This window comes from Paraburkholderia sp. D15, assembly GCF_029910215.1.
Taxonomy (GTDB): Bacteria; Pseudomonadota; Gammaproteobacteria; order Burkholderiales; family Burkholderiaceae; genus Paraburkholderia.
Genome location: NZ_CP110395.1, coordinates 3,394,761 through 3,420,504, shown reverse-complemented (window position 1 = coordinate 3,420,504; position 25,744 = coordinate 3,394,761). Strand labels below are relative to the sequence as shown.

Sequence of the window (25,744 nt, the reverse complement as noted above, 5' to 3'; positions counted from 1 at the left end):
AGCGTGATGTATTGGTGGAGGCGGCGGGAATCGAACCCGCGTCCAGAAGCACTCTACGACCAGTTCTACATGTTTAGTTCTGTCATTTGATTTAACCGTAGCGACGCGGACGAACACGCTGCACTACGGCGATTCACTAGATTTTCGACCCGGATGTCGTGACACCACCAAGGCTTAACTGACGTATATGACCTCTGTCGGTATTGCTACCGGTCTTGCGACACTAGCCCGTCAGTGAACTAGGCAGAGGACGGCGGCCCTTAGGCTGCCAGTGCGAACGTATCGTCGTTTGCAGTTACGTTTTTCCCATTGATTAACGAGGTGACGGGTCCTCGACATGCCCTAGCCGCTTCGCAACCCCTGTCGAAACCAGGTCGCCCCCGCGGTTCGTTGCTCAGAATTTCTGAACCGTCGTACATTTTACAATAGTTTGACGGCCACGTCCTGACTCATTGTCGTAGCGAACGGCGCCGCGCGCTTGATGGGGATAGGTTGTGCGCGTCGCGGCCCGCGTTTCAGCGGGTATTTCGTTCGCTGCTTTAGCCGTGCTTTGACCGTGGCTTGAATCGCCGCTTTAACCGATATCGCGCAGCAGTTTCAGCAACTCCGCCGGCGAGTGCACGACGTGCTGCGCGTGCCACTGGGTCGGCGGAATGTCGTTGCCGCAGTAGCCGTACGCGGCGGCGATCGTCTTCATGCCGGCCGCGAAGCCGGCCTGCACGTCGCGCAGATCGTCGCCGACGTAGACGATGCGCTCCGGCGCCACGTCCAGTTCGCGCGCCGCGTGCAGCAACGGGGCCGGGTGCGGCTTCGGATGCGGCGTGGTGTCGCCGCTCACCACGCAGCCCGCGCGTTCTTCCAGACCGAGTTGCGCGATCAACGGCTCGGTCAGACGCGCCACCTTGTTCGTGACGATGCCCCAGCGCACACCGCGCGCATCGAGATCGTCAAGCAACTCGGGGATGCCCGGGAACAGCGTGGTTTCGATGCACAGGTCCGCTTCGTAGTTGGCGAGGAATTCCTCGCGCATCGACGCGTACTCGTGATGATCAGGGCCGATGCCGAACGCCCCGCCGATCAGCCCGCGCGCACCTGCGGAGGCGAGCGGACGCAGGTCGTCGAGCGGCACCATCTCGAGTCCGCGATCGTGGCGCATCTTGTTGACGGCGGCTGCAAGGTCGGGCGCCGTATCGGCGAGGGTGCCGTCCAGATCGAACAGAACGGCATGACAAAGACCCAGGGCGTCGTCGTTGTCTTCGCGTTGGGGCAGGGGCGTGGGATCGCTCATTGATGGTTTCGGGTCGGGCAGTCGTGGCGGATCAGACGTCGCGGCGGCAGGCGAGCATGTAGTTCACGCTCGTGTCGGCGGACAACGCAAAATGCTTGCTGAGCGGGTTGTAGACGATCCCCTTGATGTCTGCAGTGCGCAGCTCGGCGGCGCGCACGAAGCTCGCCAGTTCCGACGGACGGATGAAGCGCGCGTAATCGTGCGTGCCGCGCGGCAGCATCCGCGCGATGTACTCGGCGCCGATCACCGCGAACAGGTACGACTTGACGTTGCGGTTCAGCGTCGAGAAGAAGACCCAGCCGCCGGGTTTCACCAGCGTCTTGCATGCTTCGACGACCGCTGCCGGCTCCGGCACGTGCTCGAGCATCTCCATGCAGGTGACCACGTCGTACGTGCCCGGTTCGCGGGCCGCGAGCGCCTCGGCGGCGATCTCTTCGTAGTCGACCGTGACGCCGCTTTCGAGACTATGCAGATCGGCCACGCCGAGCGCCTGAGTGGACAGGTCGATGCCCTTCACGTGCGCGCCGAGTCCCGCCATGGACTCCGACAGGATCCCGCCGCCGCAGCCGATATCCAGCACCTTCTTGCCGGCCAGATGCGCGTGCGCGTCGATCCAGTTCAGACGAATCGGGTTGAGTTCGTGCAGCGGTTTGAATTCCGCATTCGGGTCCCACCAGCGATGCGCGAGGTCGCTGAATTTCTGTAGTTCGTGGGGATCGGCGTTGGTCATGGCGGAAGCTGCCTCGATGAGAGCGGTGAGCGGGCGCTCGAGGATAAACCCTGAGTATATAGGTCGAGGGACAGGGCGGCAAAATGCCGCGCCGCACAAGCCTGTGCGCTCACGTGAGTTCGGCGAAGACGGGGAAAGACGTCAGGGCTGTTAAGCGCCCGATGACAGGCGAAAAAAAACCCCGCCGAAGCGGGGTTTTGATACTGCGGTAACTTGTAGCTTACTGCTTCGAAGTACCGACAACTTCGACTTCCACGCGACGATCCGGTGCGAGGCAGGCGATGAGTTGCTTGCGGTTCTTCTGGTTGCAACCGGTCGTAACCGGGTTGCGCTTGCCCTTGCCTTCCGTATAGATACGGTTGGATTCGATGCCCTTGCTGACCAGGTATGCCTTGACAGCTTGTGCACGGCGCAGCGACAGACGGTCGTTGTACTTGTCCGAACCGATGCGGTCCGTGTAACCCGTTGCGACGACGACTTCCAGGTTCAGCGAGCCGATCTTCGATGCCAGATCGTCCAGCTTTTCCTTGCCGCCCGGCTTCAGGATAGCCTTGTCGAAGTCGAACAGAGCGTCAGCTTGGTACGTAATCTTTTGGCTGGTGATAGCCGGCGGCGGCGTGACCGGAGCCGGCGGGGTCGGAGCCTGGGCAACCAGTGCGCCATCGCACTTTGCGTTGGCCGTAGCCGGCGTCCAGAATGCATCGCGCCAGCAAAGCTCGTTCGTGCCGTTCATCCACACGTATTCGCCGGTACCATTCACCCAGTTGTCGTTCGTAGCTTGTCGCGACGCCGGCACCGATTGCGCCATGGCGGATGCAGCCATAACTGCGGTAGCTGCAATGAACGCGAGCTTTGAAAGTTTATTCATATTTCTCCTCTCGAAATTGAGATTACCGCAGGTTTACTGCGAGCCTGTTGACGAAGACAAGTCATACATTGCTCGAAGTATAACATCGGTGTAGAACAAAAAACGTGCTGTGTAGACTTCGAGCAGTGTCTAACTCTTTGTGCGTTGGCATTTTGCCATATCGTTCCCTTCCAACGATAAAAAAATCTGTCCCCGATCGAATCACCCTCCAATTGTGGTGCATGCGCAACAGAAGCAATTCGCTGGAGGGTCCGCCAGTCTTGGCTGAGCGGCGGATTGCCCCACGCACGAATCGCGCCTGACCCGGCAAAAATTTGCGCGTCGATACGGCCTCGATGTGCGCTCGATGTGAACTTTCGCGCACCCCTCTAATAGGTATACGTGGCGAAGTCGGGAGCGGATTCCCGGCATGTTAGAATCGCGTGATGCGTTGCGCCTGCAATGCTTACGCGAAGACGCGGCGAATAGCGGTTTCGCCGTCGTCCTGGCATGTAAAAGATACGGATAATGGATCAATTCGCCAAAGAGACTCTGCCAATCTCCCTAGAGGAGGAAATGCGCCGTTCGTATCTCGATTACGCGATGAGCGTGATCGTGGGGCGTGCGCTTCCCGACGTCCGCGATGGCCTGAAGCCGGTGCACCGGCGCGTGCTGTACGCGATGCACGAACTGAACAACGACTGGAACCGGGCTTACAAGAAGTCGGCGCGTATCGTCGGCGACGTGATCGGTAAGTACCACCCGCACGGCGACACGGCTGTATACGACACCATCGTCCGCATGGCGCAGGACTTTTCGCTGCGCTACATGCTGGTGGACGGTCAGGGCAACTTCGGTTCGGTCGACGGCGACAACGCCGCCGCGATGCGATACACCGAAATCCGCATGGCGAAGATCGGCCACGAACTGCTGGCCGACATCGACAAGGAAACGGTCGACTTCACGCCGAACTACGACGGCAGCGAAAACGAACCGGCCATCCTGCCCGCGCGCATTCCCAATCTGCTGATCAATGGCTCGTCCGGTATCGCGGTCGGTATGGCCACCAACATTCCGCCGCACAACCTCAACGAGGTCGTCGACGCCTGCCAGCACCTGCTTAAAAACCCCGAAGCCACGATCGACGAGCTGATCGAGATCATTCCGGCGCCCGATTTCCCGACCGCCGGCATCATCTACGGCGTGGCCGGCGTGCGCGATGGTTATCGCACCGGCCGCGGCCGCGTGGTGATGCGCGCGCTCACGCACTTCGAGGAAATCGATCGCGGCCAGCGCATGGCGATCATCGTCGACGAATTGCCGTACCAGGTGAACAAGCGCTCACTTCTGGAGCGCATCGCCGAGCTGGTCAACGAGAAGAAGCTCGAAGGCATTTCCGATATCCGCGACGAATCCGACAAGAGCGGCATGCGCGTGGTGATCGAGCTGAAGCGTGGCGAAGTGCCGGAAGTGGTGCTGAACAACCTGTACAAGGCGACCCAGCTCCAGGACACCTTCGGCATGAACATGGTCGCGCTGGTCGACGGCCAGCCGAAGCTGCTGAACCTGAAGGAAATGCTGTCGTGCTTCCTGTCGCATCGCCGGGAAGTGCTGACGCGGCGCACTGTATACGAACTGCGCAAGGCTCGCGAACGCGGCCACGTGCTCGAAGGTCTGGCGGTTGCGCTCGCGAATATCGACGAATTCATCGCGATCATCAAGGCCGCACCGACTCCGCCTATCGCCAAGCAGGAATTGATGGCGCGTCCGTGGGATTCGTCGCTGGTGCGCGAGATGCTGTCGCGCGCCGAGGCGGAAAACGCGTCGGCCGGTGGTCGCGAGGCTTATCGTCCTGACGGGCTGAATCCGTCGTTCGGTATGCAGTCCGACGGCCTGTACCGTCTGTCCGACACCCAGGCGCAGGAAATTCTGCAGATGCGTCTGCAGCGCCTGACGGGTCTCGAGCAGGACAAGATCATCGGCGAGTACCGCGAAGTGATGGCGCAGATCGCCGACCTGCTGGACATTCTGGCTCGCCCGGAACGCATTACGGCGATCATCGTCGACGAACTGACGTCGATCAAAGCCGAATTCGGCGACGCGCGCCGCTCGAAGATCGAGATGAACGCGACCGAGCTGAACACCGAAGACCTGATCACGCCGCAGGAAATGGTCGTGACCATGTCGCACGCCGGCTACGTGAAGTCGCAGCCGCTGTCGGAATACAGCGCGCAGAAACGCGGCGGCCGCGGCAAGCAGGCCACGGCAATGAAGGAAGACGACTGGATCGACACGCTGTTCATCGCGAACACGCACGATCACATCCTCTGCTTCTCGAATCGCGGCCGCGTCTACAGCGTGAAGGTCTATGAAGTGCCGCAAGGTTCGCGGAACTCGCGTGGCCGTCCGATCATCAATATCTTCCCGCTGCAGGAAGGCGAGAAGATCACGGTCGTCCTGCCGGTCAAGGAATTCTCGGCCGACAAGTTCGTCTTCATGGGCACCGCGTTAGGAACCGTAAAAAAGACGCCGCTGGAAGCCTTTGGCCGTGTGCTGCGCAAGGGTATTATTGCGGTCGGTCTGGATGACGGCGACTACCTGATCGGCGCCGCGATCACCGACGGTCAGCACGACGTCATGCTGTTCTCCGATTCGGGCAAGGCAGTGCGCTTCGACGAGAACGACGTCCGGCCGATGGGTCGCGAGGCGCGCGGCGTGCGCGGCATGCAGCTCGAAGAAGGCCAGAACGTGATTGCGTTGCTAGTGGCCGGCGACGAGCAGCAGTCGGTGCTCACCGCCACGGAAAACGGTTTCGGCAAGCGCACGCCGATCGTCGAGTACACCCGTCACGGGCGCGGCACGAAGGGCATGATCGCGATCCAGACGTCGGAGCGTAACGGCAAGGTCGTCGCCGCCACGCTGGTCGATCCGGAAGCGCAGATCATGCTGATTACCAATACGGGCGTGCTGATCCGCACGCGCGTGTCGGAAATTCGCGAAATGGGTCGCGCAACCCAAGGTGTTACACTCATCAGCCTTGACGAAGGGACCAAGCTTTCAGGTCTGCAACAGGTTGCCGAGGCTGAAGCGGAAAGCGATGCGGAAGGCGACGCCGAGGGTCCCGCCGAAGGTCATAACGGCGGTGAAGACGGTGGCGCGGCTTGATGCGCGTCGGCGGCTTTCGGTCTCAGTGATTGATTGAATGCTGCGCAGGGACTTATTGCGTATCGGGCCGATACGTGTCCCGCGCGGCGCACAGTTCAAATTAATTTCTCTTAGGGAGTAATGATGCAAAAACGATTCAAACAACTGATGTTGCTGGCTGCCCTCGTGCCGACCTTTGCCATGGCTCAAGCGCTTCAGAGCTCGGCTCCGGCGGCTCCGGCTGCTGCCGCGGCACCGGTTGATCCGGCCAAGCAGGCTGCCATCAAGGATCTGCTGGACGCAATCGACGCGCAGAAGCTGGTCGGCGCCATCGCCAACAGCGCGCAGATGCAGGCCAAGCAGCTGGTTCCGGCAATCCTGTCGGACGCGCTGAGCGAAAACAAGACGATGACGGACAAGCAGAAGCAGGCTTCCGTCCCGACGCTGCAAAAGAACACGGTGCCGAAGCTGGTTGAAGGCGCGGGTCAAGTGTTCGCAACCGACGGTTTCCGTCAGGACGCGATGCAAGCTCAGTACGACGCTTACGCGAAGTACTACAGCACGTCGGAAATCAAGGATCTGACCACGTTCTACAAGAGCCCGACCGGCCGCAAGTTCATCCAGGTGCAAGACCAGGTTGGCCGCGACGTCGTGAACGGTCTGATGCAGAAGTACATGCCGCAATCGATCAACGCCACGCGCGCTCAGGCTGACAAGGAAGTCGCCGCAGTCAAGCCGGCTAAGTAAATCCCAGGCCGAAAGGCTGCGCTGACATCGCGCAAGCCGCTTCCACGGGCGCGCCGGGCTGGTTCCAGGGCGCGCCGGGTTTGGCGGCTTGACGGTGACAATGCGATAATGGCCGTTTGCGCACACGCGCAAACGGCCATTCTGTTTTCAGGGCGGCCGCCTTCACGGCTGCTCGTTCCGCCGATTTCGCGCGATCCTTTCCATGTCGCGCCTGCTTCCAGGATTTCACGATGCGCGTCTTTAATTTCTCCGCCGGTCCCGCGGCCATGCCCGAAGAAGTACTGCGTCAGGCAGCCGACGAAATGCTCGACTGGCAGGGCAGCGGCATGAGCGTGATGGAGATGAGCCATCGCGGCAAGGAATTCATGTCGATCCACGAGGAAGCGCTGACCGATCTGCGCGAGCTGCTCGACGTGCCCGCCAGCCATCGCATCCTGTTCCTGCAAGGCGGTGGGCTCGGCGAAAACGCGATCGTGCCGATGAATCTGCTTGGCGCGAAACCGCGCGCGGACTTCGTCGTGACCGGTTCGTGGTCGCAGAAATCGTTCAAGGAAGCTGGCAAGTACGGCACCGCGCATCTGGCCGCGAGCGGTCAGACGGCGGACGGTTTCACGCGTTCGCCCGCGCGTTCGGAATGGCAGTTGTCGGACGATCCGGCCTACGTGCACCTGTGCACGAACGAGACCATCCATGGCGTCGAGACGTTCGAGATTCCCGATCTCGGCGATATTCCGCTGGTGGCGGATGCGTCGTCGCATATCCTGTCGCGTCCCATGGACATCGCCAAGTACGGCGTGCTGTTCGGCGGCGCGCAGAAGAATATCGGCATGGCGGGCGTGACGGTGGTGATCGTGCGCGAGGATCTGCTCGATCGTGCGCAGGCCGTGTGTCCGTCGGCATTCGAATGGAAGACCGTCGCCGAAAACAATTCGATGTACAACACGCCGCCCACCTATGCGATCTATATCGCCGGGCTGGTGTTCAAGTGGTTGAAGAAGCAGGGCGGCCTCGTCGCGATGGAAGCGCGTAACCTCGAAAAGTCGAAGCTGCTGTACGACGCGATCGATTCGAGCGCCTTCTATCTGAACAAGGTCGAGCATGGCTCGCGCTCGCGGATGAACGTACCGTTTTTCCTCGCAGACGAGTCGCGCAACGAAGATTTCCTGGCCGGCGCGAAAGCGCGGGGAATGGTGCAGCTAAAGGGCCACAAGTCCGTCGGCGGCATGCGGGCGTCGATCTATAACGCCGTCCCGCTCGAAGGCGTCAAAGCGCTTGTCGAATACATGAAGGAATTCGAACAGCGCAGCGCCTGAGCCGGCAGCACAGGCAGGCGCGCGCATCCTTTCCAGCACGCATTTTTGCAGCAGCTACCGGCAGAGCCGTTTTCACGCATGGACGACGAACTCAATACCCGACTCAAACCTCTTCGCGAACGCATCGACGCGCTCGACGCGCAACTGATCGCGCTGCTCAATCAGCGCGCCGCGGTGGCGCTCGAAGTGGGCGAGGTCAAGAAGCATTTCAACGCGCCGGTGTTTCGTCCCGAGCGCGAGCAGCAGGTGATCGCGCGGCTCCAGGACATGAGCGACGGGCCGCTCGCGAGCGAGCACATCAGCGCGATCTGGCGCGAGATCATGGCGGCGAGCCGCGCGCTCGAGAAGACCATCAAGGCCGCGTATCTCGGGCCGGTCGGCACGTATAGCGAGCAGGCCATGCAGGAGTACTTCGGTCAGTCGATCGAAGGCCTGCCGTGTCCGTCGATCGACGAAGTGTTTCGCTCGGTCGAAGCCGGCGCCGCCGAATTCGGCGTCGTGCCGGTCGAGAATTCGGCCGAAGGCGCGGTGTCGCGCACGCTGGATCTGCTGCTGCAAACGCAACTGACGATCGGCGGCGAACTGGCCTTGCCGATTCATCACAATCTGCTGTCGCAAAGCGGCGGCCTGACCGGCGTCACGCGCGTGTGCGCGCATGCGCAGGCACTTGCGCAATGCCAGCGCTGGCTCGCGACGAACGCGCCGCATCTGGAGCGCCAGGCGGTGTCGAGCAATGCGGAAGCGGCGCGCATGGCCGCCGAAGACCCGACTGTCGCGGCGATCGCCGGTGACCGCGCGGCGACCCACTACGGCCTGCAAGTCGCCTATGCGCTGATCCAGGACGATCCGCACAACCGCACGCGCTTCGTGATGATCGGCAAGCAGCCGTCCGGCCCGAGCGGCCATGACCAGACTTCGCTGATCGTGTCGGTCGTGAATGCGCCGGGCGCGGTGGTCAAGCTGCTGGAGCCGCTTGCACGTCACAGCGTGTCGATGACGCGTTTCGAATCGCGTCCGGCGCGCGTCGGCACGTGGGAGTACTACTTCTACATCGACATCGAAGGTCATCGCGACGATCCGGCCGTGGCTGCCGCGCTCGTCGAACTCGGCGAGAAAGCCGCGTTCCTGAAGATTCTGGGCTCGTATCCGCGCGCCCGCTGAAGTCATTGCGGCGGCGCCCGCGGTAACGCGGGGCGTCGCCGATCGCAGATTCATTTGCCCAATTTGCCAATCATCCATCGTTCGGAGATTTTCATGACAGCGTCTTTCGGTCCTTCCTATGTGCGCGCGATCGCCCCGTACATCGCCGGTAAGCCGATTTCGGAAGTGGCCCGCGAGTTCGGTCTGGACGAAGCGAGCATCGTGAAGCTGGCGTCGAATGAAAATCCGCTGGGCATGCCGGAATCGGCGCAACGCGCAATGGCGCAAGCCGCCAGCGAACTCGGCCGCTACCCCGACGCCAACGCGTTCGAGCTGAAGAACGCGCTGAGCGAGCGTTACGGCGTGCCGGCCGACTGGATCACGCTCGGCAACGGCAGTAACGACATTCTCGAAATCGCGGCGCACGCATTCGTGGAGAAGGGCCAGGCGATCGTCTACGCGCAGTATTCGTTCGCGGTCTACGCGCTCGCCACGCAAGGCGTCGGCGCGCGCGCGATCGTCGTGCCGGCGGTCAGCTACGGCCACGATCTCGACGCGATGCTCGCGGCGATCACCGACGACACGCGGCTCGTATTCGTCGCCAATCCGAACAATCCGACGGGCACGTTCATCGAGGGGCCGAAGCTCGAGGCGTTCCTCGACAAGGTGCCGCGCCATGTGGTCGTCGTGCTCGACGAGGCGTACACCGAATATCTGCCGCAAGCGAAGCGCTACGACCCGATCGCGTGGGTGCGTCGTTATCCGAATCTGCTGGTGTCGCGTACGTTTTCGAAGGCGTTCGGCCTGGCCGGTCTGCGCGTGGGTTTCGCGATCGCGCAGCCGGAATTGACGGATCTGCTGAACCGTCTGCGTCAGCCGTTCAATGTGAACACGCTCGCGCAGGCCGCGGCGATCGCGGCGCTCAACGACGCGGCGTTTCTGGAGAAGAGCGCGGCGTTGAACGCGCAAGGCTATCGCCGTCTGACCGAAGCGTTCGACAAGCTCGGCCTCGAGTACGTGCCGTCGGACGGCAACTTCGTGCTGGTGCGCGTCGGTCACGACGATGCGGCCGGCAACCGCGTCAATCTCGCGTTGCTGAAGCAGGGCGTGATCGTGCGCCCGGTCGGCAACTACGGTTTGCCGCAGTGGCTGCGTATCACGATCGGGCTGCCGGAGGAAAACGAGGCGTTTATCGCGGCGCTCGAAAAGACGCTCGCCGGCGCGTAAGCGGCAGGCGATCCGAGACTGAACCCGCGCGCCTGTCGGCATGAAAGACATGAGAGGTGCGCATTTTTCTGTGACTGACGTGGCTGCGTTTTCCTTCAACAAGCTGGTGATTTTCGGTGTCGGCCTGATCGGCGGCTCGCTTGCGCGCGCGTTGCGCGAGCGCGGCGAGACGGCGGGCGAGCGCAAGGTGGTCGGGGTCGGGCGTTCGACCGCCTCGAGTGCGCGGGCGCTGGAACTGGGCGTGATCGACAGCGCCGTCGCGCTGAATGACGACGTTGCATTGCGCGACGCGCTCGCCGGCACCGACTTCGTGTTGCTGGCCGCGCCGGTTGCGCAAACGCAGCCCTTGCTCGAACGCATCGCGCCGTTTCTCGACGCCAGCACGATCGTCACCGATGCCGGCAGCACCAAGGCCGATGTGGTTGCGGCTGCCCGCGCGGCGCTCGGCGCGCGCATCGGCCAGTTCGTGCCGGGGCATCCGATCGCCGGCCGCGAGGCGAGCGGACCGGATGCCGCATTGCCCGACCTGTACGTGAACCGCAACGTCGTACTGTGCCCGTTGCTGGAGAACGCGGCGCAAGCCGTCGAGCGCGTCGCCGCGATGTGGCGCGCCACCGGCGCCTGCGTGCGCGACATGCCGGCGGACCAGCACGATCGCGTGCTGGCGTCGGTCAGTCATTTGCCGCACGTGCTGTCGTTCGCGCTGGTCGAGCAGATTCTCAATTCGCCGGACGCCGCACTGAAGTTTTCGTTCGCGGCGGGCGGTTTCCGCGACTTCACGCGCATCGCCGCGTCGAGCCCGGAAATGTGGCGCGACGTGTGCGTCGCCAATCGCACGGCGTTGCTCGAAGAGCTGGACGCCTATACGGCCGTGCTCGCGCGTCTGCGCACGGCGATCGAAAGCGCCGACGGCGCGACGCTCGAAGCCGTCTTCGCCCGCTCGCGCGTCGCGCGCAGCGCGTGGCAGGAACAGCGCTCGGCCGGCGTCGCCGGGAGCGACGCGTCGAAATAACCGGAACTGGAACTGGACTCAATCATGGAATTCCTCGATCTCGGACCGTTTTCCCGTGCCACCGGCACGATCCGTCTACCCGGCTCGAAAAGCATTTCGAACCGGGTGCTGCTGCTCGCGGCGCTCGCCGAAGGCGAGACGACGATCACCAACCTGCTCGATTCCGACGACACCCGCGTGATGCTCGACGCGCTCGAAAAGCTCGGCGTGCGTCTGAAGCGCGACGGCGACACCTGCGTGGTGACCGGCACGCGCGGCGCGTTCACCGCGCGCACGGCGGATCTGTTCCTCGGCAACGCGGGCACGGCGGTGCGCCCGCTGACCGCTGCGCTGGCGGTGAATGGCGGCGACTACCGCATTCATGGCGTGCCGCGCATGCATGAGCGGCCGATCGGCGATCTGGTCGACGGCTTGCGGCAGATCGGCGCGCGCGTCGACTACGAGGAGAACGAAGGCTATCCGCCGCTGCGCATCCGTCCCGCGCAGATTACCGCCGACGCGCCGATCCGCGTGCGCGGCGACGTGTCGAGCCAGTTCCTGACCGCGTTGCTGATGACGTTGCCGCTGCTGCGCACTGATAGCGGCGTCACTACCGTGCAGGTGGACGGCGAGTTGATCTCGAAGCCGTACATCGAGATCACGATCAAGCTGATGGAGCGCTTCGGCATCAAGGTCGAGCGTAGCGGCTGGCACCAGTTCGTCGTGCCGGCGGGGCAGCGCTATCAGTCGCCGGGCACGATCATGGTGGAAGGCGACGCGTCGTCGGCCTCGTATTTCCTCGCGGCTGGCGTGCTCGGCGGTGGTCCGCTGAAGGTGGAGGGCGTGGGCCGCGCGAGCATTCAGGGCGACGTCGGCTTTGCCGATGCGCTGATCCGCATGGGTGCGAACCTGCAGATGGGCGACGACTGGATCGAAGTGCGTGGCGTCGGCCACGACAGCGGCAAGCTCGAACCGATCGACATGGACTGCAACCTGATTCCCGACGCGGCCATGACGATCGCCGTCGCCGCCTTGTTCGCGGATGGCGCGACCACGCTGCGCAATATCGCGAGCTGGCGCGTGAAGGAAACCGACCGGCTCGCCGCGATGGCGACCGAGTTGCGCAAGGTCGGCGCGAAGGTGCAGGAGGGCGAGGACTACCTCGTCGTCGAACCGCCCGAAAAGCTGATCCCGAACGCCGCGATCGACACCTACGACGATCACCGCATGGCCATGTGCTTCTCGCTGGTGAGCCTCGGCGGCGTGCCGGTGCGGATCAACGACCCGAAGTGCGTCGGCAAGACGTTCCCCGATTATTTCGAGCGCTTCACAGCGCTCGCTCAACCTTGATTCGCGTGCGAATCGCCTGACGTGCGACTTTTTCGATGAAACCGACCCGTCCCTTTCACCAGACGCCCGTCATTACGATCGACGGCCCGAGTGCCTCCGGCAAAGGCACCGTGGCCGCGCTGGTCGCCGCCAGCCTTGGCTTCCACCTGCTGGACAGCGGCGCGCTGTACCGGCTCGCCGCGCTGGCGAGCCAGCGCTACAACGTCGCCGCCGATGACGCCGACGCGCTCGTTCAGCTGATCGACGACCTGCACATCACGTTTCGCGAAGGGCTGGCGCAACTCGACGGCACGGACGTGTCGGCGGAAATCCGCGCCGAGGAAGTGGGCAGCCGGGCTTCGGCGATCGCCGTGCACGCACCCGTGCGCGCCGCGCTGGTGGCCCGTCAGCGGGCGTTTCGCAAGGAGCCGGGACTGGTCGCTGACGGCCGCGACATGGGCACGGTGATCTTCCAGGATGCGGCGCTGAAAGTGTTCATGACGGCCAGTGTCGAGGCCCGCGCGACCCGCCGGCATAAGCAATTGATCCAAAAAGGTTTTTCTGCTAATATAGATGACTTGCTCCGGGATTTGCGTGAGCGCGACGAGCGTGACAGTCAGCGCGCAGCCGCGCCGCTCAAGCCCGCGGCGGATGCAAAGCTGCTTGATACCTCGGCGTTGTCGATCGACCAGGCGGTCGAACAGGTGGTGCAGTGGTATGAAGCTTTAGTCCCGCACGCGTGATCGCGCAGTACGGATCGCGGTACAGATCCGGCCGCGTGCGGCAGCAGTAGAAGTCCGTTGTCGGTAGGTGCTTCACGATGGTCGTGGAGCGTTGTTTTTAACCCCTTAACCCCGCGTGGCATTCGCATTTTTTTACCGATGCTGACCCTCCGGCCAGCCGGGCACCGCGAGAACCATGCAAATTTTGATTTTTATGTCCGACCTGCAAACCTCTACCCCGAATACCGAATCTTTCGCGGCTCTGTTCGAAGAGTCGCTGACCAAGCAAGACATGCGCGCCGGCGAAGTGATCTCCGCCGAAGTCGTGCGTGTCGACCACAACTTCGTGGTCGTCAACGCTGGTCTCAAGTCCGAAGCCTACATCCCGCTCGAAGAGTTCCTGAATGACGCGGGCGAGGTAGAAGTGCAGGCGGGCGACTTCGTTTCCGTCGCGATCGACGCGCTGGAAAACGGCTACGGCGACACGATCCTGTCGCGCGACAAGGCGAAGCGTCTGGCTTCGTGGCTGTCGCTGGAAAAGGCTCTCGACAACAACGAACTCGTGACCGGCACGATCACGGGCAAGGTCAAGGGCGGCATGACCGTGATGGTCAACGGCATCCGCGCGTTCCTGCCGGGTTCGCTGGTCGACACGCGTCCGGTCAAGGACACGACCCCGTACGAAGGCAAGACGCTGGAATTCCGCGTCATCAAGCTGGACCGCAAGCGTAACAACGTGGTGCTGTCGCGCCGCGCGGTGATCGAAGCGACCCAGGGCGAAGAGCGCGCAAAGCTGCTCGAAACGCTGAAGGAAGGCGCGATCGTCGAAGGCGTGGTGAAGAACATCACGGATTACGGCGCATTCGTGGACCTCGGCGGTATCGACGGCCTGCTGCACATCACCGACATCGCATGGCGTCGCGTGCGTCACCCGAGCGAAGTGCTGTCGGTTGGCCAGGAAGTCACCGCGAAGATCCTCAAGTTCGATCAAGAGAAGAACCGCGTTTCGCTGGGCATCAAGCAACTGGGCGACGATCCGTGGGAAGGCATCTCGCGCCGTTATCCGTCGGGCACGCGCCTGTTCGGTAAGGTCACCAACATCACCGACTACGGCGCATTCGTCGAAGTCGAATCGGGTATCGAAGGCCTGGTTCACGTGTCGGAAATGGACTGGACGAACAAGAACGTTGCACCGTCGAAGGTTGTGCAACTGGGCGACGAAGTCGAAGTCATGGTTCTGGAAATCGACGAAGACCGCCGCCGTATCAGCCTCGGCATGAAGCAGTGCAAGCCGAACCCGTGGGACGACTTCAGCCGCAACTTCAAGAAGGGCGACAAGCTGCAAGGCGCAATCAAGTCGATCACCGACTTCGGCGTCTTCATCGGTCTGCCGGGCGGCATCGACGGTCTGGTTCACCTGTCGGATCTGTCGTGGTCGGAAACGGGCGAAGAAGCGGTTCGCAAGTACAAGAAGGGCGACGAAGTGGAAGCGATCGTTCTCGGCATCGACGTCGAGAAGGAACGCATTTCGCTGGGTATCAAGCAGCTCGAAGGCGACCCGTTCAGCAACTTCGTTGCCATGAACGACAAGGGTTCGATCGTCGACGGCGTGGTCAAGACGGTGGACGCGAAGGGTGCCGTGGTTCAGCTGTCGACGGAAGTCGAAGGCTACCTGCGCGCTTCGGAAATCGCGCAAGACCGCGTGGAAGATGCTCGCAACGTGCTGAAGGAAGGCGACAAGGTCAACGCGATGATCATCAACATCGATCGCAAGTCGCGTGGCATCAACCTGTCGATCAAGGCCAAGGATTCGGCTGAGCAACAGGAAGCGATCCGCGGCCTGGCTTCGTCGGACTCGAGCGCGGCTGCTACCGGCACGACGAACCTCGGCGCGCTGCTGAAGGCCAAGCTCGACGGCCAGAACCAGTAAGCCTGAGAGGTCTGCTGCAGTATGACCAAATCGGAATTGGTCGCCCAGCTGGCTACGCGATTTCCGCAACTTGTTCTTAAAGATGCGGATTTCGCGGTGAAGACGATGCTCGACGCGATGTCGGAGGCGCTTGCCAACGGCCACCGCATCGAAATTCGCGGCTTCGGCAGCTTCGGCCTCAACCGTCGTCCTTCCCGCGTCGGGCGTAATCCGAAGTCGGGCGAGAAGGTGCTGGTACCTGAGAAGTACGTACCGCACTTCAAGCCGGGCAAGGAATTGCGCGAACGGGTGGATCGTCGCGCGGGCGAGCCGCTGAAAGCCGAAGAGCCGGATGACGACCTGTAAGTGTTCCGCTGTGTGGTTTGCAGCGTGGCATTGGTAACGTCAGCGGCCAAAGCCAGTCGGCAAAAGACCAGAAAAAGCGCCTTCGGGCGCTTTTTTTTCGTCCGCAGTTTTTGTCCGTATTTTCGTCCATGCGTTTTGCTGTCGAGGCATGCGGCATGCGCATTCCGCCAGTTCCTGCCCAGCCGCGAGGGCTTCAATTACAATACGGGTCACTTCGGCGCGGGCAACACCGTGGCGCGACGCGTCATCAAGCCGGCGTCACCCCGCAACTGCCGTCAAGAGACCTTATTCATGAAATTTATCGTCTGGCTGATCCGTGTACTGGTGTTCGTGCTGCTGCTGGTGCTGGCGCTCTCCAATACACAAAGCGCTACGCTGAATTTCCTCGCCGGTTATGCATGGTCGGCGCCGTTGATCCTGATCGGCCTCGCGTTCTTCGTGGTGGGGCTGCTGGCCGGGCTGGTGTCGTCGTTGCCGGCGATGGTGCGCCTGCGCATGGAAAACGGCCGGCTCAAGCGCGAATTGCGGGTGGCGCGCGAAACCCCGGTCGTGGTCGAACAACCGCCCATGCCGCCACTGATCTGATCGTGTCCACGCCGCGCTGATCGAGCGCGGCTTTTCGTTTTAGTCGCGTTATTAGTCGCCGTATTAGTCGCCGTTTCCGTAGCCCTTTTCGGTTCCGCCTCTCCGCACATAAGCATCAATCGCATGGATCTAGACTTCTGGTGGCTGCTCGTCATACCCGTCGCGTTCGCGTTCGGCTGGATGGCCGCGCGCTACGACCTCAAGACGCTGCTGTCCGAAAGCGCCAACCTGCCGCGTTCGTATTTTCGCGGGCTGAATTTCCTGCTCAACGAGCAGCCTGATCAGGCGATCGACGCGTTCATCGAAGTCGTCAAGCTCGATCCTGAAACGGTCGAATTGCACTTCGCACTGGGCAACCTGTTCCGTCGCCGCGGTGAAACGGACCGCGCGATCCGCGTGCATCAGAATCTGCTGAGCCGCGCCGACTTGCCGGTCACCGAGCGCGACCACGCGCTGTACGAACTCGGCCAGGACTTCCTGAAGGCGGGTTTGTTAGACCGCGCGGAGGAAACCTTCCGCGCGCTCGAAACCGGTGATTACGCGCTCGGTGCGCAACGCGCGCTGCTGACGATCTACGAAATCGAGAAGGACTGGATCAAGTCGATCGACACCGCGCGTCATCTGGAAACGATGGGTGCCGAATCGCTCGACAAGGAAATCGCGCAGTTCCATTGCGAGCTTGCCCAGGAAGCGTTGCAGCAGAAAAACCCCGACGAGGCGCGCCGCCAGCTCTGCTTCGCGCTGAAGGCCAATGCGACCAACGTCCGCGCGACGATCCTGTTCGGCGACGTCGACGCGGCCGGCGGCGCGCAGGAAGCGGCGATCGCGCAATGGCGGCGGGTCGAGGAGCAGAATCCGGCGTATCTGCCGCTCGTCGCGGAGAAACTGATGAAGGCCTACGAGGCGCTCGGCCGGCCGCAGGACGGCGCGGACCTGCTGACCACGTGGGTCGATCGCTATCCGACCAACGATCTGCTCGATGTCGCGTATCAGCACGTCGCGTCGCTGCGCGGACCGGACGCTGCGCATGCGCTCGCGCGCTCGCAAATGCAGAAGTCGCCGAATCTGGCCGGCATGACGCGTTTGCTCGAAGCACAGCAGGCCGTCGCGGAAGAACCGCGCCGCAGCGAGCTCGAACTGATGCGCACGCTGATCCGTCAGCGCACCAAAAATCTGCCACGGTATACGTGCCAGAATTGCGGTTTCAGGGCGCGGCTTTTCTACTGGCAGTGCCCCGGTTGCAGCGGCTGGGAAACCTATGCGCCGCGTCGCGTCGAACCGATCAACGCGTCGAGCTGACGCCACGGCCGCCGCGCCAGGGTTAAAGCGTGGGCGTACCGCGTATCGCGCAACCGGGCCCGTCGAAAGGGCCGCGCGGCCGCAACGTCTCGCACATCGCGCCGGCACCGGCGCGCGGGCGGCCACGAATCGCAACGAGTTCATGACCGGCTTCATCGCCGGGAATCATCACCGGAACCTTCTACCGGAAAGCGTATGAAAATCACCATTATCGGCACGGGCTATGTGGGTCTCGTCACTGGCGCGTGTCTCGCCGAAATCGGCCACGACGTGTTCTGTCTCGACGTCGATCCGCGCAAGATCGACATCCTCAACAACGGCGGCGTGCCGATCCACGAGCCGGGGCTGCTGGAGATCATCAACCGCACGCGCGCGGCGCGCCGCATCACGTTTTCCACCGATATCGAGGCGAGCGTCAAACACGGCGACGTGCAGTTCATCGCCGTCGGCACGCCGCCCGACGAAGACGGCTCGGCCGATCTGCAATACGTGCTCGAGGCGGCGCGCAACATCGGCCGCACGATGAACGGCTTCAAGGTGATCGTCGACAAGTCGACGGTGCCGGTCGGCACCGCGCAGCGGGTGCGCGCGGTGGTCGAGGAGGAGCTGGCCAAACGCGGGCTGTCGGCCAGCGAGCAGCATCGCTTCTCGGTGGTGTCGAATCCCGAATTCCTGAAGGAAGGCGCGGCGGTCGACGACTTCATGCGACCCGATCGCATCGTGATCGGCAGCGACGAAGACGCGTCCGGCGAAAAGGCCCGCGAGCTGATGAAGCGTCTGTACGCGCCGTTCAACCGCAATCACGAGCGCACGCTCTACATGGACGTGCGTTCGGCCGAGTTCACCAAATACGCGGCCAACGCGATGCTCGCCACGCGCATTTCGTTCATGAACGAAATGTCGAACCTGGCGGATCGCGTCGGCGCCGATATCGAAGCGGTGCGGCGCGGCATCGGTTCGGACCCGCGCATCGGCTATCACTTCCTGTATGCCGGTTGCGGCTACGGCGGTTCGTGCTTCCCGAAGGACGTGCAGGCGCTGATCCGCACCGCGAGCGAAAGCGGTCATCCGCTGCGCATTCTCGAAGCGGTCGAGCACGTGAACGACAAGCAGAAGGACGTGCTGGTCGACAAGGTCACGGCGAAGCTCGGCAACGACCTGAGCGGCCGCACGTTCGCGGTCTGGGGCCTCGCATTCAAGCCGAATACCGACGACATGCGCGAGGCGCCGAGCCGTCGCGTGATCGCGGAACTGCTGGCGCGCGGCGCGCAGGTGCGCGCGTACGATCCGGTCGCGGTCGCCGAGGCGCGCCGCGTGTTCGCGCTCGATCTGCACGACGCGCCGGAGCAGCTCGCGCGTCTGACCTTCGCCGGCACGCAGGACGAAACGCTGACCGGCGCGGATGCGCTGGTGATCGTCACCGAATGGAAGGAATTCAAGAGCCCGGATTTCGCGCATCTGAAATCGGTGCTGAAGACGCCGCTGATTTTCGACGGCCGCAACCTGTACGAACCGGACGCGATGACCGAGATCGGCATCGACTATCACTCGATTGGACGCCCTTATGCCCAACCCTCTGAACTTCCGGCCGATGTCTGAGACCCTGTCCGAAACCGCCGCCGGCTCGGCGAACACGCCCGCGCCGGCGCTCATCGCGGTGCCGCGCGCGCAGCTTGCCGCGGCGCGCGTGCTGGTGGTCGGCGACGTGATGCTCGACCGCTACTGGTTCGGCGACGTGAACCGTATCTCGCCGGAAGCGCCAGTGCCGGTCGTGCACGTGCAGCGCCAGGAAGATCGTCTGGGCGGCGCGGCGAACGTCGCGCGCAACGCGGTCGCGCTCGGCGCGCAGGCCGGGCTGCTGTGCGTGGTCGGTCATGACGAACCCGGCGAGCGCATCGTGCAGTTGCTCGGCGAAAGCGGCGTGACGCCGCATCTGGAACGCGATCCGGCCTTGCTCACCACGATCAAGCTGCGCGTGCTGTCGCGCCAGCAGCAGTTGCTGCGCGTCGACTTCGAGAACTCGCCCGCGCATGAAGTGCTGCTCGCGGGTCTCGCACGCTTCGACGAGCTGCTGCCGTCGCACGACGTGATCCTGATGTCCGATTACGCGAAGGGCGGCCTCACCCACGTCACGCAGATGATCGCGAAGGCGCACGCGGCGGGCAAGGCCGTGCTGGTCGATCCGAAGGGCGACGACTGGGAGCGCTATCGCGGCGCCACGCTGATCACGCCGAACCGCGCCGAATTGCGCGAAGTGGTCGGGCAGTGGAAGTCCGAGGAAGACCTGCTCGCACGCGTGACGAAACTGCGCGCCGACCTGCAATTCAAGGCGCTGCTGCTGACGCGCTCGGAAGAAGGCATGACGCTCTTCTCCGACGACGGCATCCTGCACGCATCGGCGGTTGCGCGCGAAGTGTATGATGTTTCGGGCGCCGGCGACACCGTGATCGCGACGCTCGCGGCCATGCTGGGCGCGGGTCTCACGCTCGTCGACGCGGTCGGGCTCGCGAATCGCGCGGCCGGCATCGTGGTCGGCAAACTGGGCACGGCCACCGTCGATTACGACGAACTCTTTCATTGACGCGGCCCGCCGGATCGCTCGCCTCGCGCCCCCGAGCGGCGCGGCGCGGGGATTCGCGGGGCGTCGGCTGAACCTCACCATCGCTGGATCAACTACGGCAGGATCATCATGACCGTCATCGTCACCGGCGCGGCCGGCTTTATCGGCAGCAATCTCGTCAAGGCGCTCAACGAGCGCGGCGAACAGCGCATCATCGCCGTCGACAATCTCACGCGCGCCGACAAGTTCAAGAACCTGGTCGACTGCGAGATCGACGATTACCTCGACAAGACCGACTTCGTCGAGCGCTTCAAGCGCGGCGACTTCGGCAAGGTGCGCGCGATTTTCCACGAAGGCGCCTGCTCGGACACGATGGAAACCGACGGCCGCTACATGATGGAAAACAACTTCCGTTATAGCCGCGACGTGCTCGATGTGTGCCTCGCGCAGAACATCCAGTTCCTGTATGCGTCGTCGGCGGCGACTTACGGCGGGTCGAGCCGCTTCGTCGAGGAGCGCGAGGTCGAGCAGCCGCTGAACGTATACGGCTATTCGAAATTCCTGTTCGATCAGGTGGTCCGCCGCGTGTTGCCCACCGCGAAAAGCCAGATTGCCGGTTTCCGTTACTTCAACGTGTACGGGCCGCGTGAGACGCATAAGGCGCGCATGGCGTCGGTGGCGTTTCACAACTTCAACCAGTTCCGCGCGGAAGGCAAGGTCAAGCTGTTCGGCGAGTACAACGGCTATGCGGCAGGCGAGCAGACGCGCGATTTCGTGTCGATCGAAGACGTGGTGAAGGTCAATCTGTTCTTCTACGACCATCCGGACAAGTCGGGCATCTTCAACCTGGGTAGCGGCCGCGCGCAGCCGTTCAACGACATCGCGAGCACGGTGGTCAACACGCTGCGCGCGCTGAACAACGAGCCGGCGCTGTCGCTCGCGGACCAGGTGCAGCGTGGGCTGATCGAGTACATTCCGTTCCCCGACGCATTGCGCGGCAAGTACCAGTGCTTCACGCAGGCCGATCAGTCGAAGCTGCGCGCGGCCGGCTACGACGCGCCGTTCCTGAGCGTGCAGGAAGGCGTCGATCGCTACGTGCGTTGGCTATTCGGCCAGGTGTAATTAGTCCGGACATCTATCTAAACTGGAGTCTCCCGGTTGGTGATGAGCGCCGACCGGTTGTACGAGGGAGATTCCATATGTTTCGAAAAATTCTCATTAGCGCGGCGATGCTTGCCGCTTTCGGCCACGCGTACGCGTCGGTCGACGTCAACACCGCGAACGAAGATGCGCTTCGCGGTATCAAGGGCATCGGGCCGGCCAAGGCGAAAGCCATTCTCGATGAGCGTACAGCGCATGGTCCATTCAAGGACCCGGCGGATCTCGGCAAACGCGTCAAAGGCATGGGCGGGCATACCGTCGAGCGCCTGCAGGCGGAGGGTCTCGCTGTCGGTCCGGCTGGCGCGGCTGCTAACGCGCAGGCTGCGGCGTCTGCACAGACCAAAGGCGCGGCCGTTCCGGCCAATGCGGCCAGGTCCAACGCTACCGTGGCGGTGAAAAGATAGCCCGGGCCAGCGCAGGTCGCGCGCGTCTTTCCTGATTCGTGCGCGCGGCTTGCCCGCCTGTTTCGCCTCTCGTGGTCGGAGTTGTCCCTGACACTCCTTCAGCTGTCATGCAGATGACTGGCTCCCGCGGTGCTCAGCCGCGGGCTTTTTGCGTTTGGGCATGACGCGGCGAGAGTGGGTTTTACATATGACGTGGGCGTTCAATGCGCGCTGGATGAATATGCGCAGGTATTGATGCCTTCACCCATTCAGACAGCAGGGACGCACGGCAACGGCAGGCATGGTGGTTTAGAATCGATGGATTCAAGACACTGCGCAGCGACGGCACGACAAACGACATGGCTTACAAAACGATTGAAGACACGATCGGCAATACCCCGCTCGTGCAACTCGTCCGGCTTCCCGACGACGAGATCCGCAGCCGCAACAACGTGATTCTGGCGAAGCTCGAGGGCAACAATCCCGCCGGGTCGGTGAAGGATCGTCCTGCGCTGTCCATGATCAAGAAGGCGGAAGCGCGCGGCCGCATCAAGCCGGGCGACACGCTGATCGAAGCGACCAGCGGCAACACCGGCATCGCGCTCGCCATGGCCGCCGCGATCCGCGGCTACAAGATGGTGCTGATCATGCCGGAAGATCTGTCGGTGGAGCGCCGTCAGAGCATGGCGGCGTACGGCGCGCAGATCGTCCTGACGCCGGTGACGGGCGGCATGGAATACGCACGCGACCTCGCCGAGCAGATGCAGCGCGAAGGCAAGGGCATCATCCTCGATCAGTTCGCGAACCCGGACAATCCGGCCGCGCACGTCGAAACCACGGGCCCGGAAATCTGGCGCGATACGGAAGGGCGCATCACGCACTTCGTTTCGTCGATGGGGACGACCGGCACGATCATGGGCGTGTCCACGTATCTGAAGCAGCAGAACCAGGCGATCGAAATCGTCGGCGCGCAACCCGAGGAAGGTTCGCGTATTCCTGGCATCCGCAAATGGCCGGAAGCGTATCTGCCGAAGATCTTCGACCGTAGCCGGGTGGATCGCGTCGAGAACGTGAGCCAGGCCGCGGCGGAAGCGATGGTGCGGCGCATGGCGTCGGTGGAAGGCATCTTCGCCGGCATCTCGTCGGGCGGCGCGTGCGAAGTGGCGCTGCGAATCGCACGGCAGGTCGAGAATGCGACGATCGTGTTCATCGTGTGCGATCGTGGCGACCGGTATCTGTCGACCGGGGTGTTTCCGGCTTGAGCGTTTGACGCTTGACGCTTGATGTTTGAGGCTTGACTGCCCCGCTGTACGAGCACAGACAAAAACGCCGGTCCTTTCGATGAAAAGGACCGGCGTTTTTCTGTCTGTGCCCGCGTGATCGCGCGCTGTGGCGAATCAATGCAAAGCCTTGCCGTGAAACCTTATTGCGAAGCCGCTCCCGGCGCCGCGGCGCTATTGCCACCATTGCCGCCATTGCCGCCGTTGCTCGCGCCATTGCCGTTACCGCCGCCATTCACCGCATTCACCGCATTCACCGCATCGGTCGCTTCCATCTGCGCTTTCACACGCTGACCGAGTTGATACACCGCGAGCGCATAAAAGAAACTGCGGTTATAACGCGTCAACACGTAGAAGTTCTTCAACCCCAGCATGTACTCGGTACCGCGTCCCGGCGACGGCAGATCCACTACCGTCACCGGTGTGCTGGCTTCCGCCGCGACGTCGACGTTCTGCTCGTTCAGCAACAGCCCGGCGCGCAGCAACTGGTCGAGTGGCCAGTGCGGTTCCGGCTGACCGTCGGCGGCGGCCTGCGCGACGCCGAGGCTGCCGGCGTCCGAACCGATCTTCCACACGACCGGACGGCCGCTCTCCCAGCCGTTCTGCCGCAGATAGTTCGCGACGCTGCCGATCGCATCCGCCTGGTTCGTGCGCAGGTCGATCTGCTTGTTGCCGTCGTAGCTCACCGCGTACTGCACGATGCTGCTCGGCAGGAACTGCGGAATGCCGATCGCGCCGGTATAGGAGCCGAGCACGGTGGTCGGATCGATCTGCGAATCGCGCGTCCACACCAGGTAGTCTTCGAGATTCTTGCGGAAGGTCGCCTGACGATCCGCGCGATTGGCGGTGCCCGGATAATCGAAGCTGAGCGTGGTCAGCGCGTCGAGCACCCGGAAGTTGCCCATGAAGCGTCCGTAGATCGTTTCGACGCCGATAATGCCGACGATCACTTCCGGCGGCACGCCGAACTCCTCGTACGCGCGTTGCAGCGTGGCCTGGTTCGCGCGCCAGAAGCGCACGCCGGCGTTGATGCGGATCTGGTCGAGGAAACGCGATTGATACACGCGCCAGTTCTTCACCGACGGCGAGGGCGACGGCGTCACCAGCTTCACCGCGGTCGCCGAATAGCTGACGTGCGAGAACAGCGCATGCAGCGCATCCGGATCGAAGTCGTAGCGCGCGACCATGTCGTTGATGAACGCATCGACCGCGGGATTGTTCGCGTAACGCTGCGGAACGATCTCTTCCTCGAAAGTCTGCCCTTGCGGCACGGCGGGTTGCGGCTGACTCTGCGCGAGCTGCACCGGCGCTTTCCGGACGGCGCTTTGCGCGTGCGCCGGACTGGTTGCCATGAACATGCACGATGCGACGGAGAGTGCGGCGGCGACGCTTCGTGTGCGTAGCCGGGTGCGTGCAGACAGAGCAAACTTGACGGTCATAGTGAGCTGAAGGAGCTGAAGGCGCGGGGCGCGAGAGACGGGGAAAAACGGTTCGGGCAGTATACCCGACGCCTTCCGCAAAACTGTGGCGCACGCGTCATACCCATGTCGTGTGGTAAGTTGCTAGACGTTGGCGCGCCGGGGGCGCGCACCCCTGGATGGAGACACACGCGGCGCGCTTCGTTCGCGCCGCGCAAGAGAATCATGGCAACAGGCTTCTATTCCCACGCCGACTGTCTGCTGCACGATATGGGGCAATGGCATCCCGAATGTCCCGCGCGTTTGCAGGCGATCGAAGATCAACTGATCGCGAGCCGCATCGACGCGCTGATCGAGCGCGAGTCGCCGCCGCTCGCCGACGAAGCCGCGCTGCTGCGCGTGCATACGCAGGCGCATGTCGAATACATCCGCGAGCGTTCGCCCGCCTCGGGCCTCGCGGAGATCGATCCCGACACGTCGATGAATCCGCACACCTGGCAGGCCGCGTTGCGCGCGGCCGGCGCCGCGGTGGCCGCGACTGACGCAGTGATCGAAGGCCGCTACGACAACGCGTTCTGCAGCGTACGGCCGCCGGGTCACCACGCGGAGCCCGCGCGCGCGATGGGCTTCTGCTTCTTCAACAACATCGCGATCGCCGCGCGTCATGCGCTCGATGTGCATGGCCTCGAGCGGGTCGCGATCATCGACTTCGACGTGCATCACGGCAACGGCACCGAGGCGGCATTTTCGGGCGACGCGCGGGTGCTGATGTGCAGCATCTTCCAGCATCCGTTCTATCCGTTCAGCGGCGCGGACAACCAGGCGTCGAACATGTGCAACGTGCCGATGGCGGCGCGTTCGAAAGGCATGGAAGTGCGCGAGGTGGTCGACATGCTGTGGCTGCCGCGTCTGCATGAATTCAAGCCGGAGATGCTGTTCATCTCGGCAGGTTTCGACGCGCATCGCGAGGACGATCTGGGCAACATGGGGCTCGTCGAGGACGACTACGCGTGGATCACCGATCAGATGCGCGAAGTCGCGAAGCGCTATGCGCGCGGGCGCATCGTCAGTTGTCTCGAGGGCGGCTACAACCTGTCGGCGCTGGGCCGCAGCGTGGTCGCGCACGTGCGGGCGCTGGCGGGGATTTGAGCGGCGCCGCGCCGGTGCCGCGAACGGCAGGTACGGCGGCATAGCGGGCACAGCGGTTTCAGCAGTCACCGCATGCAACATCGATCAGACCGGGCCGCGCCTCGGCCGCCAACGCGACGAGTCCATCCCGCGCCCGGCCTTCGCATCAACATCGAG

Annotated in this window: 22 protein-coding genes and 1 other RNA gene; 18 read left to right on the top strand and 5 right to left on the bottom strand. The window is 63.2% G+C overall.

Translation table 11 applies throughout. The features are described from left to right. Window positions 1–12 precede the first annotated feature (12 nt). The 4 genes from ssrA to ompA form a co-directional block, all read right to left on the bottom strand. Window positions 13–382, bottom strand: a transfer-messenger RNA (tmRNA) gene (gene ssrA / locus LFL96_RS14755). Between the two features lie 192 nt (window positions 383–574). Further along, entirely contained in the window at window positions 575–1,288 is a 714-nt protein-coding gene (locus tag LFL96_RS14750) for an HAD-IA family hydrolase (RefSeq protein ID WP_280995952.1), read from the bottom strand. A 31-nt stretch (window positions 1,289–1,319) separates the two neighbouring features. Then, window positions 1,320–2,018: a bifunctional 2-polyprenyl-6-hydroxyphenol methylase/3-demethylubiquinol 3-O-methyltransferase UbiG gene (gene ubiG, locus LFL96_RS14745; protein WP_280995951.1), complete on the bottom strand. Its 699-nt coding sequence runs from the start codon at window positions 2,016–2,018 to the stop codon at window positions 1,320–1,322. A gap of 220 nt (window positions 2,019–2,238) precedes the next feature. Then, the gene (gene ompA, locus LFL96_RS14740) at window positions 2,239–2,886 is read right to left on the bottom strand and encodes an outer membrane protein OmpA (RefSeq protein ID WP_280995950.1); all 648 of its coding nucleotides are present in this window, start codon (window positions 2,884–2,886) and stop codon (window positions 2,239–2,241) included. 507 nt (window positions 2,887–3,393) lie between these two features. Between ompA and gyrA the strand changes: the two genes are divergently transcribed. From gyrA to cysM, 17 genes are all read left to right on the top strand, one after another. Then, complete coding sequence (gene gyrA / locus LFL96_RS14735; protein WP_280995949.1) at window positions 3,394–6,030, top strand: DNA gyrase subunit A; 2,637 nt, start codon at window positions 3,394–3,396, stop codon at window positions 6,028–6,030. A 123-nt stretch (window positions 6,031–6,153) separates the two neighbouring features. Then, entirely contained in the window at window positions 6,154–6,756 is a 603-nt protein-coding gene (locus tag LFL96_RS14730) for a DUF2059 domain-containing protein (RefSeq protein ID WP_280995948.1), read from the top strand. Window positions 6,757–6,986: 230 nt separating this feature from the next. Beyond that, window positions 6,987–8,069, top strand: a complete 1,083-nt coding sequence (gene serC, locus LFL96_RS14725; RefSeq protein WP_280995947.1) for a 3-phosphoserine/phosphohydroxythreonine transaminase — start codon at window positions 6,987–6,989, stop codon at window positions 8,067–8,069. A 78-nt stretch (window positions 8,070–8,147) separates the two neighbouring features. Next, window positions 8,148–9,230 (top strand): prephenate dehydratase, encoded by a 1,083-nt coding sequence (gene pheA, locus LFL96_RS14720; RefSeq protein WP_280995946.1) that lies wholly within the window; start codon window positions 8,148–8,150, stop codon window positions 9,228–9,230. Between the two features lie 93 nt (window positions 9,231–9,323). Further along, window positions 9,324–10,436, top strand: coding sequence for a histidinol-phosphate transaminase (gene hisC / locus LFL96_RS14715; protein ID WP_280995945.1), 1,113 nt, complete (start codon window positions 9,324–9,326; stop codon window positions 10,434–10,436). 70 nt (window positions 10,437–10,506) lie between these two features. Continuing rightward, complete coding sequence (locus tag LFL96_RS14710; RefSeq protein ID WP_280995944.1) at window positions 10,507–11,448, top strand: prephenate dehydrogenase/arogenate dehydrogenase family protein; 942 nt, start codon at window positions 10,507–10,509, stop codon at window positions 11,446–11,448. Between the two features lie 24 nt (window positions 11,449–11,472). Then, the gene (gene aroA, locus LFL96_RS14705) at window positions 11,473–12,777 is read left to right on the top strand and encodes a 3-phosphoshikimate 1-carboxyvinyltransferase (protein ID WP_280995943.1); all 1,305 of its coding nucleotides are present in this window, start codon (window positions 11,473–11,475) and stop codon (window positions 12,775–12,777) included. A gap of 35 nt (window positions 12,778–12,812) precedes the next feature. Continuing rightward, window positions 12,813–13,499 (top strand): (d)CMP kinase, encoded by a 687-nt coding sequence (cmk, locus tag LFL96_RS14700; protein WP_280995942.1) that lies wholly within the window; start codon window positions 12,813–12,815, stop codon window positions 13,497–13,499. Window positions 13,500–13,674: 175 nt separating this feature from the next. Next, complete coding sequence (gene rpsA / locus LFL96_RS14695; RefSeq protein ID WP_280995941.1) at window positions 13,675–15,408, top strand: 30S ribosomal protein S1; 1,734 nt, start codon at window positions 13,675–13,677, stop codon at window positions 15,406–15,408. Between the two features lie 21 nt (window positions 15,409–15,429). After that, window positions 15,430–15,753, top strand: a complete 324-nt coding sequence (locus LFL96_RS14690) for an integration host factor subunit beta (RefSeq protein ID WP_007180889.1) — start codon at window positions 15,430–15,432, stop codon at window positions 15,751–15,753. Between the two features lie 291 nt (window positions 15,754–16,044). Further along, window positions 16,045–16,338, top strand: coding sequence for a LapA family protein (locus LFL96_RS14685; protein WP_281000763.1), 294 nt, complete (start codon window positions 16,045–16,047; stop codon window positions 16,336–16,338). 123 nt (window positions 16,339–16,461) lie between these two features. After that, entirely contained in the window at window positions 16,462–17,637 is a 1,176-nt protein-coding gene (gene lapB / locus LFL96_RS14680) for a lipopolysaccharide assembly protein LapB (RefSeq protein WP_280995940.1), read from the top strand. A 195-nt stretch (window positions 17,638–17,832) separates the two neighbouring features. After that, complete coding sequence (locus LFL96_RS14675) at window positions 17,833–19,236, top strand: UDP-glucose/GDP-mannose dehydrogenase family protein (RefSeq protein ID WP_280995939.1); 1,404 nt, start codon at window positions 17,833–17,835, stop codon at window positions 19,234–19,236. Then, window positions 19,202–20,218 (top strand): D-glycero-beta-D-manno-heptose-7-phosphate kinase, encoded by a 1,017-nt coding sequence (gene rfaE1 / locus LFL96_RS14670; RefSeq protein WP_280995938.1) that lies wholly within the window; start codon window positions 19,202–19,204, stop codon window positions 20,216–20,218. Before LFL96_RS14675 ends, rfaE1 begins: the two co-directional genes overlap by 35 nt. A gap of 108 nt (window positions 20,219–20,326) precedes the next feature. Beyond that, entirely contained in the window at window positions 20,327–21,319 is a 993-nt protein-coding gene (rfaD, locus tag LFL96_RS14665) for an ADP-glyceromanno-heptose 6-epimerase (protein ID WP_280995937.1), read from the top strand. A gap of 77 nt (window positions 21,320–21,396) precedes the next feature. After that, window positions 21,397–21,762: a helix-hairpin-helix domain-containing protein gene (locus tag LFL96_RS14660; protein WP_280995936.1), complete on the top strand. Its 366-nt coding sequence runs from the start codon at window positions 21,397–21,399 to the stop codon at window positions 21,760–21,762. Between the two features lie 338 nt (window positions 21,763–22,100). After that, window positions 22,101–23,003: a cysteine synthase CysM gene (cysM, locus tag LFL96_RS14655; protein WP_280995935.1), complete on the top strand. Its 903-nt coding sequence runs from the start codon at window positions 22,101–22,103 to the stop codon at window positions 23,001–23,003. A 161-nt stretch (window positions 23,004–23,164) separates the two neighbouring features. Here the strand turns inward: cysM and mltB are convergent, their stop codons facing one another. After that, window positions 23,165–24,379, bottom strand: coding sequence for a lytic murein transglycosylase B (mltB, locus tag LFL96_RS14650; protein WP_280995934.1), 1,215 nt, complete (start codon window positions 24,377–24,379; stop codon window positions 23,165–23,167). A gap of 285 nt (window positions 24,380–24,664) precedes the next feature. Between mltB and LFL96_RS14645 the strand changes: the two genes are divergently transcribed. Continuing rightward, window positions 24,665–25,588: a histone deacetylase family protein gene (locus LFL96_RS14645; protein WP_280995933.1), complete on the top strand. Its 924-nt coding sequence runs from the start codon at window positions 24,665–24,667 to the stop codon at window positions 25,586–25,588. The last annotated feature ends 156 nt before the right edge of the window (window positions 25,589–25,744 follow it).